The sequence below is a fragment of the Rhodococcus sp. IEGM 1318 genome (assembly GCF_033142465.1).
Classification (GTDB): domain Bacteria; phylum Actinomycetota; class Actinomycetes; order Mycobacteriales; family Mycobacteriaceae; genus Rhodococcus_F; species Rhodococcus_F qingshengii_B.
Genome location: NZ_JAWLSC010000038.1, coordinates 1 through 8,431, shown reverse-complemented (window position 1 = coordinate 8,431; position 8,431 = coordinate 1). Strand labels below are relative to the sequence as shown.

The following is an 8,431-nucleotide window of genomic DNA, read 5'->3' as shown; positions in this document are numbered from 1 at the left end:
CTCGACAGGGTGTGGGAGAGTAGGACACCGCCGAACACAATTTAAGAGAAGCCCCCCAACCAGTGATGGTTGGGGGGCTTTCTCGTACCCACAACACACCCCAAAATACACCCCTGCAACCCCCCCGACATCGAGCGAACGACACTTCCGTCGCCTCAGACCGACCCAACGCACCGTTCACCCGAACACTGAAAAGCGTGCGCCCACCGCAAGTCTCGGCAGTCGAGCGCCAATCGCGCCACCAACCTGCCACGGAACCCGTCGAGCGTGGCTAGGCTCGGAAGAGGTGCCCCGTGTGATCGGGCCCACCTCACCTGTGCACGCGTGCTGACTACGGAGGCTTCGATGACCGATATTCTCGACCGCACCAAAATCTATGTTGATGGCGCCTGGATCGAATCCACTGGCAGCGGTCGGATCGACGTTCTCAATCCGGCTACGGAAGAGTTGATAGGAACTGTCGCCGAGGGCACTGTCGAAGATGTCGACGCGGCCGCGAAGGCAGCACGAAATGCTTTCCCCGCTTGGTCTGCACTATCCGGCGGCGAGCGCGCCGAATATCTTTCCAAAGCTGCTGCGATTATTGCCGAACGTACCGATGATCTTGCGGCGCTGGTTTCGCAGGATATGGGCATGCCGATCGGATTCGCCAAGCCCGTACAAATCGGAATGCCGCTGGCGAATTTGAATGCATTTGCTGAATTGGCCCGCACTTATGATTTCGACGCACACGAGGTCGGGAATTCGCTGATTGTTCGCGAACCGGCGGGTGTTGTCGGCGCAATCACTCCGTGGAACTTCCCGCTCCACCAAGTTGTCTTGAAGGTTGGCGGCGCACTCGCCGCAGGCTGCACCGTGGTTCTCAAGCCTACCGAGGTTGCGCCTCTCATCACGTACGCTCTCGCTGACATCTTCGACGAAATCGGTTTGCCTGCAGGTGTATTCAACCTGGTGAGCGGATACGGCCCGGTAGTGGGCGAAGCCATCGCCGGCCACCCCGAGGTCGACATGGTCTCCTTCACCGGATCGACTCGGGCCGGCAAGCGAGTGGCCATCGTGGCTGCAGACACAATCAAGAAGGTCTCGCTTGAACTGGGCGGCAAGTCCGCGAACGTCATTCTCGACGACGCCGACCTCGAAAAGGCTGTCACGGATGGCGTCGCAAAGTGCTTCATCAATTCGGGCCAGACCTGTTCGGCGCTGACGCGTATGTTGGTTCCCGCGGAGAAGGTGGACGAGGCAGCGGCAATTGCTGCTGCGGTGGCCGCTCATTTCCAGGTAGGTGATCCGACTCAGCCGACTTCGGTGCTTGGGCCGCTGGTGAACGCGAATCAGCTGGGACGCGTTCGCGGATACATCGAGAAGGGGGTAGCCGAGGGCGCCACCGCGGTTGTCGACGGTCGCGAAACCGGATTGGCCAGTGGGTATTTCGTCGGGCCGACGGTGTTCGCGAACGTGACTGAGGATATGACCATTGCGCGCGAGGAGATCTTCGGACCGGTCCTCTCGATCATGGGCTACAAGGACGAGGCCGACGCAGTGCGGATTGCCAACGGGACCGAATACGGTTTGGCCGGCGGAGTCTGGTCAGGTGACCCCGATCGCGCGGATCGTGTCGCACGGCAGCTGCGGGCCGGGCAGGTCGAGGTGAATGGCGGTGCGTTCAACACCAATGCGCCGTTCGGTGGGTACAAGCAGTCGGGCGTCGGACGTGAGGCGGGCACGTTCGGGCTCGAAGAGTTCCTCGAGATCAAGGCGATTCAGCGATAGTCTTGTTCGAGAATGGCGATGCTCCCGTACTAAGTACGGGAGCATCGCCATTTTTGTACCCGGATCAGGACTTGGCGGCATCCAAATGCTGAGCCGAGATGTTCGCCAGGTGTGTCAGGTCCGAGGCCACGGTCGCGAAGGTGTAACCCTCCCCAAGCCGTTGTGCCGCAACCTGACCGGAGGGTGTGTGAATTCCCGCGGCCACTCCGCCGAGGGCGGCAGCTTCGCGCACCCGGGTAAGCGCTGCTTCGAATTCCTCGGACACGTCCGGATCGTTGGAGTGCTTACCGCCGACGGCGATTCGTAGATCGGACGGTCCGACGTACACGCCATCCAATCCGGGTACAGCACAGACCTTTTCGACGTTCTCCAGGCCTTGTGGGGTTTCGATCATCGCGAAGACAACAGTGTCGCGGTTCGCGTCGGCGGGAACGGGGCCGATACGGAGTTGCGAGCGCATGGGCCCGTAAGAGCGGATGCCGAATGGCGGATAATTGGCGGCTGCCACAGCGGCCGCGGCCTCGTCGGCGTTGTTGATCAGTGGAACGATGACGCCGACAGCACCCGCGTCGAGTGCTCGTCCGATAGGCGTCGGATTGTTTTCCTCGACGCGCACCATCCCGACAGTGGACGGTGACGAGTCGATTGCGGTGAGGCCGGCGACCATTCCCGAATAGCCGATCAGGCCGTGCTGCATGTCGAGGGCGATGTAGTCCCAGCCGACGTGCGCGATCCATTCGGTCGAGATCGGACTGTCGAGGACGGACCAGTATCCGAGAATGCGTTCGCGTCCTCGGATGCGCGCGGCGAATTCCTGTGCTGACATAGTGAAGAACTCCTTCTGATGAAGGTCGGGTGTTTCAGCGGTTGTAGTTGGGCATGGGGCCTCGTAGGGCGGCACCGACGAGGTCACACTCTTCGATGATCGAGGAGTACAGTGGTCCTCGCCCGATGGCCGCGATATTGGATTCGAGGTGTGCGACTTTGGATCCTCCGAGTAGCACTGACCCAGTTGCAGGTTTGCTCACCAGCCAGCGCAACGCAAGCTCGGTCAGGGAAATCCCCGACTGTTCTGCGATTGCCGTCAACTGGGCGATCGCGTCGAATATCTGTGTGTTCCAGTACCGTTCCTTGTACATCGACGCAAGGCGGGAGTCACCGAATCGGCCGCCTGAGGGGCTTTCCTCGAAAGTGTGACGCCCGGTCAACAGTCCACCGCCGAGTGGGTTGTAGACCATGGTGGTCAGTCCGGTCACGTCCGCGAATTCTGCGTATTCTTCTTCGATGTGACGCGCGAGCAAGTTGTAGAGCTGTTGTGCGACGATCGGTCTCGGCGCACCTACTGTGTCTGCGGTGTAGTCGATTTCGCTGATTTGCCAGGCTGCGAAGTTGGAAACACCGAGAGCGCGAATCTTTCCTTCCGCAACCAGTTCGGCGACGGTAGTGAGTGTTTCGCTCAGCGATACCGCTCGATCCGGCTGATGGAGATAGAACAGGTCGACGTAGTCGGTGTCGAGTCTGCGCAGGCTTGCTTCGATGCTTGCCCTGAGCCCCTTTGCCGAGAGCGGGCTGTTGTCAACGGCATCGGGGTGTGGCATTCCCGCCTTGGTGGCCAGAGTGATGGAATCGCGTCGACCATGAAGGAGTTTTGCCAGCATGCGCTCGGACTCGCCGCCCGCATAGCCGTTGGCCGTGTCGATGTGAGAGATACCGGCGTCCAGTGCTGCGTCAAGCATCGATCCGGCACCCGATATGTCGACCGTATCTCCGAAGGTCATTGTGCCGAGCACCAGTTTTGGTAGCTCGAGTGGGGCGGTCATCAGGCAACTCCTCGTGATTCGGTCTGCTTGGCTAGCAAGTTCTTGGACAGGGCTGCCACCACGTGGCGTGGTTTGATGCCGACCATGGTGGTGGGATCGAGAGCAGCGCCACGTAGTGCGCGGGTGTACGGCTCACGCGGACTGGCGAGAACTGTTTCTGTGGAACCGGATTCGACGATGGTTCCTTTCGACATCACGACTACTGTCTCGCTGACTTCTCGGACGACGCCCAAGTTGTGTGAGATGAAAACGTACGTCAACCCGGTATCGGACTGGATCTCTCGCAGCAGTTCGAGCACCTGCGCTTGGACTGAAACATCCAGGGCGCTGGTGGCTTCGTCGCACACCAACAGTTCGGGTCCGCTGGCCAGGGCCCGAGCAATTCCGATGCGCTGACGTTGGCCTCCTGAGAACTCCGCTGGACGCCGGTGTAGTGCCGAGGTTGGCAAGCCAACGCGATCGACGAGTTCTGCTGCAGCTTTGGCGCGTTCTGACTTGCTTCGAACGCCTTTGAGGCGGAGTGGTTCTCCGATGATGTCCTCGGCAGTGAGATGGGGGTCCAGTGATCCGTACGGATCTTGGAACACCATTTGAACGCGAGAACGGTAGGGGTGCAGTGACTTCTCGGACATCTGTGCGATGTCCTTGCCGTCGACGAGAATGCGTCCACTGGTCGGTGTGAGGAGCCGGACGATAGATCGAGCGATGGTCGACTTGCCACATCCGGATTCGCCGACGATGGCCAGGGTCTTGCCCTTTTCCACAGAGAAGCTCACAGCGTCCACGGCTCGGAAAACTCCGTCGGGAACCGGATACTCGACAACGAGGTCTTCGACGGCGAGAAGTGGCGTTTCGTGGGGGGTTCATGCCGAGGCTCCGATCTGTGTTGAACGGGCGGGGTCGCCGTCCCAAGGCCCCAGGTTCGGTATGGCGTCGAGAAGCTTTTGTGTGTAGGCGCTTTGCGGTGAGTCGACGAGGACGTCGGCGCTACCGGTCTCGATGAATCGGCCGTCCTTCATCACGTAGATGCGATGGGAGACCAACCGCGCAACTCCGAGATCATGAGTGATGACCAGCATTCCGATCCCGGTGCGCTCCTGCAACTCGAGCAACAGGTCCAAGATGCCGGCCTGGACGGTGACGTCCAGTGCACTGGTGGGCTCGTCGGCGACGATGAGTTCGGGGCCGGCGGCAAGAGCTCCGGCGATCAGGACGCGCTGCAACATTCCGCCCGACAGTTGGTGCGGATACTTGTCGAGCTGTTGCTCCGGTAGGGAATGCGTACCTGCTCGAGTAGTTCGACGGCTCGATCGACCTGTCGTTTCTTGGTCGTAATCCCACTGTGCCGTATTGCTTCTCGGAGTTGGCTTCCGATGGTGTGGACCGGACTCAGTGCCGTCATCGGGTCCTGGGGGATCAGGGCGATGTGTCTGCCACGAATCTCATTCAAGATCTTCGTTTTTCCGAGAATGTCCCGGCCTTTGAATTCAGCTCTCCCGGAGAGAACGGCAAGATCGTCCGGCAAGAGCCCGAGGATACCCATGGCGGTCGTCGACTTGCCCGAGCCGGATTCACCGATGACGGAGACGGTTTCGCCTGCGTCGATGCAGAAGGAGACGCCGTCGACGGCTCGGATGACGCCATTGGCCGTGACAAGTTCGATCTGGCGGTCGTCGACCCGTAGTAGATTGCCCATGTCTCACACCTTTGTTTTCTGGGCGTTGCCACGCCCGAACAGGCTTGCGCCCAGTCGTTTCGATCCTGAAGGCCGATCGCGCAGACCGTCGCCGAGTAGGTTCACTCCGACCACCAGCAGTACGATCATCAGGCCCGTCAGAGTCACGATCCACCATGAGGTGGTGATGTAGTCCTGGCCGTCGGCGATGATTCGTCCCCAGGTCGCGAATGGACGTTGCGGTCCGGCGCCGAGGTAGCTCAACGAACTTTCCAGCAGTACGGCCTGCGCGAGCAGCAGCAGGACGTCGAGCGATGCCTGCTTGACGATGTTCGGAATGACGTGACGAAGCAGGATGGCCATGCGGGTAAGTCCGAGGACTCGAACTGCAGCTACATAAGACTTTTCGCGTTCGACGAGTACCAATGAGCGAGTCAACCGCGCGACTTCGGGCCACTGCGCGATCGCGATGACAAACGTGATGACGGGAATGGACGGGCCGAACAGCGCAACAACGAGAAGCAGCATCATCAGCAGAGGCAGAGAAAGCTGTGCTTCGAGTAGGCGGGAGATTACGGTGTCGACCCAGCCACCGAAGTACCCCCCCGGCGGATCCGGCGACGATGCCGATGAGCCCGGAGACGATTACGGCGAGAATACCGATCGTCAGAGACACCTGGCCGCCGTGCAGGATCCGTGAGAGGAGATCTCGTCCCAACTGATCGGTGCCGAACAGATGGCCGTCGGTGAGAGGCGGTAGCCGTCGACTGCTCAGATTGGTCTGGTTCGGATCTGCAAGGGGGAGCAGTCCGGCCAATGCAACGGGAAGAATCACCAGGAGCGCGCAGATCGAGCCGGCCCAGATCTTGACTCGGCTGTCTCGCTTACGGCGCGTGCGAAGTCTGCCTCTGTGACCGCGCTGGCGCGTGGAGTTGTGGGAGGTTCGAACACGGCGCTGTTCTTTCCGTCGATCACACCGGTCGGTACATCGTCACGCGGCCAGGGAGTTTCGGGGATGTACACAGTCTTTGCTCCATAACGGAGTTTCTCGCGCACCCCGCTTCGGTTGCCGCTCCGGACAGTCCACCTTCAGTGAAACCTTCAGACAACGAGGTCAAGCCAATGTCAATCGAATCCACCCCACTGCCGCTGATCGCTGTCACGATGGGCGACGGCGCCGGCGTCGGGCCGGAAGTGATCGTCCCCGCACTCCTCGACGACGAAACGAGAAAGCGTTGCCGCCCGGTCGTTGTCGGCGACGCGAAGCGCCTGCGTCTGGCCGCCGAGGTTCTCGGAATCGACGTCGATGTGGTCGACGTCGAGGAGATCAAGGATGCTGAATTCATCGATGGACGGATCAACGTCATCGATTTGGACTTGCTACCTGAGGATCTCGCGTGGGGTGAACTGTCGGCAGTCGTGGGAGATGCGGCCTATCAGTACATCCGCGTTGCACGCGAACTCGCTGTTCGCGGTGAAGTTCATTCGATCTGCACCGCGCCGCTGAACAAGGAAGCGCTGCATGCGGCAGGGCACATTTTCCCTGGTCACACGGAATTGCTCGCGCACCTGACCGGTACCGAGGAGGTGTCGATGATGTTGTCGACGCCCAAGCGCAAGGTCATTCACGTGACTACACACATCGGACTGCTCGACGCGGTCGCCAGGATCGAACCGGGTCTGGTGGAGCGGACCATTCGTCGAGGTCATGAAGCCTTGGTGCGCACCGGAAATCCGTCTCCGAAGATCGGCGTCTGCGGGATCAACCCGCACGCAGGGGAGAATGGGCTCTTCGGCTACGGGGAGGAAGAGCAGAAGATCATTCCCTCCGTTGAACTGTTGAAGGCAGAAGGAATCGACGTCCACGGTCCTCTGCCGGCGGATACCGCGTTCTTCCTGGCCGGCCGTGGTGACTACGACTTGATCGTCGCGATGTATCACGATCAGGGGCACGGCCCGGTCAAGGTCCTCGGAATCGAGGCCGGGGTCAACATCACTGTGGGCTTGCCGGTCATACGAACCTCCGTCGATCACGGAACCGCATTCGATATTGCAGGTAAGGGCATCGCCGAGGCCGGTAGCATGGTCGAAGCGCTGGGGCAGGCGGCCGAATTGGCAACCAGCACATTCGTTTCCAAGTAAGCACCAGAGTTCGTAGGGGGAGGAGCGATGGCCATCCGGGAGTCGGAGGCGCGGCGGTCTGAAATCGCAAGACTTGCGCGCACGAGTGGTCTGGCCAGCGTCGAGGACCTCTCGGCTCAGTTCGGGGTCACCGCGTCGACTATCCGTCGAGACCTGAGTCAGTTGACTGCTCAGGGACTCATCGCACGCACCTATGGCGGGGCAATTGCAATCAATCCCCATCCGGAATCATCTCTGCGTCAGAGAGTGATGGAGGGATTCGAGGCCAAACGGGGGATTGCAGAGTGGGCTGCCGAGCAGGTCCGGCCCGGAGAAACTGTGCTCCTGGATGCAGGCACCACTGCGGGTGTGATGGGCGAGTTCTTACGTCACGTGACGAATTTGACGGTGATTGCTGCAGGGCTGACAGCGCTCGAAGCGCTAGCCGATGCTGATGGTGTCCGAGTCGAATGTCTCGGTGGGACGTTGAGGCCGCTCAGCCAAGGATTTGTCGGACCACTTGCTGAAGCGTCGTTGCAGAGGGTGTCGTTCGACAAGGCATTCCTCGGAGCCGACGCGGCTACCGCTGACCTGGGTATTTGTGAAGCTGAGCTCGAACAGACACGGCTCAAGGAAATGATGATCGAACGTGCCGGCGAGGTCTACATACTCGCGCACTCCGCCAAACTCGGTGAACGTCCTTTCCATGCGTGGGCGCCGATACCGCCGGGGGCTGTGCTGGTCACCGATGCTGCGGTAGACGCAGAGCAGGTCACGTTGTTCGAGGCCGCCGGAATCCGAGTCCAATTGGTGTGAGGTGCCGATCCGGCCACGGTGTCCGGCGTCACATGATGTCAGAATCGGCAAAAATCGGTTGAAACGGACAATCTTGCTGGGGAAATGGTAATCTCCGAGCCTCTGACCTGTGGATTTGTCAAAGACTTCAGCGGACGCGTAACTTATTCCAAGTCAGAGCGACACGGACACCGACTCCCGCCTTACGGCGAGTGACACGAGGTTGTACGAAGTGCCTGACCAAATTTCG

7 protein-coding genes and 2 pseudogenes are annotated in these 8,431 nt (G+C 60.3%); 3 read left to right on the top strand and 6 right to left on the bottom strand.

Annotated elements, in window-relative coordinates:
* Positions 1-345: 345 nt before the first annotated feature.
* Entirely contained in the window at positions 346-1,770 is a 1,425-nt protein-coding gene (locus R4P65_RS32735; RefSeq protein ID WP_230817979.1) for an aldehyde dehydrogenase family protein, read from the top strand.
* Between the two features lie 64 nt (positions 1,771-1,834).
* On the opposite strand, the gene R4P65_RS32730 is transcribed toward R4P65_RS32735, so the two are convergent.
* The 6 genes and pseudogenes from R4P65_RS32730 to R4P65_RS32705 form a co-directional block, all read right to left on the bottom strand.
* The gene (locus R4P65_RS32730) at positions 1,835-2,596 is read right to left on the bottom strand and encodes an HpcH/HpaI aldolase family protein (RefSeq protein ID WP_317829654.1); all 762 of its coding nucleotides are present in this window, start codon (positions 2,594-2,596) and stop codon (positions 1,835-1,837) included.
* 34 nt (positions 2,597-2,630) lie between these two features.
* Entirely contained in the window at positions 2,631-3,590 is a 960-nt protein-coding gene (locus R4P65_RS32725) for an aldo/keto reductase (protein WP_317829653.1), read from the bottom strand.
* Positions 3,590-4,375 (bottom strand): ATP-binding cassette domain-containing protein, encoded by a 786-nt coding sequence (locus R4P65_RS32720; RefSeq protein WP_317829652.1) that lies wholly within the window; start codon positions 4,373-4,375, stop codon positions 3,590-3,592. The genes R4P65_RS32725 and R4P65_RS32720 overlap by 1 nt, the downstream gene beginning before the upstream one ends.
* 78 nt (positions 4,376-4,453) lie before the next feature.
* A pseudogene (locus R4P65_RS32715) lies at positions 4,454-4,855 on the bottom strand (ATP-binding cassette domain-containing protein); the annotation flags it as partial.
* On the bottom strand, positions 4,798-5,286 hold the full coding sequence (locus R4P65_RS32710; RefSeq protein WP_317829651.1) for an ATP-binding cassette domain-containing protein: 489 nt from the start codon (positions 5,284-5,286) through the stop codon (positions 4,798-4,800). The pseudogene R4P65_RS32715 and the gene R4P65_RS32710, both read right to left, overlap by 58 nt.
* 3 nt (positions 5,287-5,289) lie before the next feature.
* Positions 5,290-5,808 (bottom strand): ABC transporter permease, encoded by a 519-nt coding sequence (locus R4P65_RS32705; protein ID WP_317829655.1) that lies wholly within the window; start codon positions 5,806-5,808, stop codon positions 5,290-5,292.
* A 402-nt stretch (positions 5,809-6,210) separates the two neighbouring features.
* Between R4P65_RS32705 and pdxA the strand changes: the two are divergent.
* Positions 6,211-7,407, top strand: a pseudogene (gene pdxA, locus R4P65_RS32700) (4-hydroxythreonine-4-phosphate dehydrogenase PdxA); the annotation flags it as partial.
* Positions 7,408-7,434: 27 nt separating this feature from the next.
* Positions 7,435-8,202, top strand: coding sequence for a DeoR/GlpR family DNA-binding transcription regulator (locus tag R4P65_RS32695; RefSeq protein WP_317829649.1), 768 nt, complete (start codon positions 7,435-7,437; stop codon positions 8,200-8,202).
* Positions 8,203-8,431 lie beyond the last annotated feature (229 nt).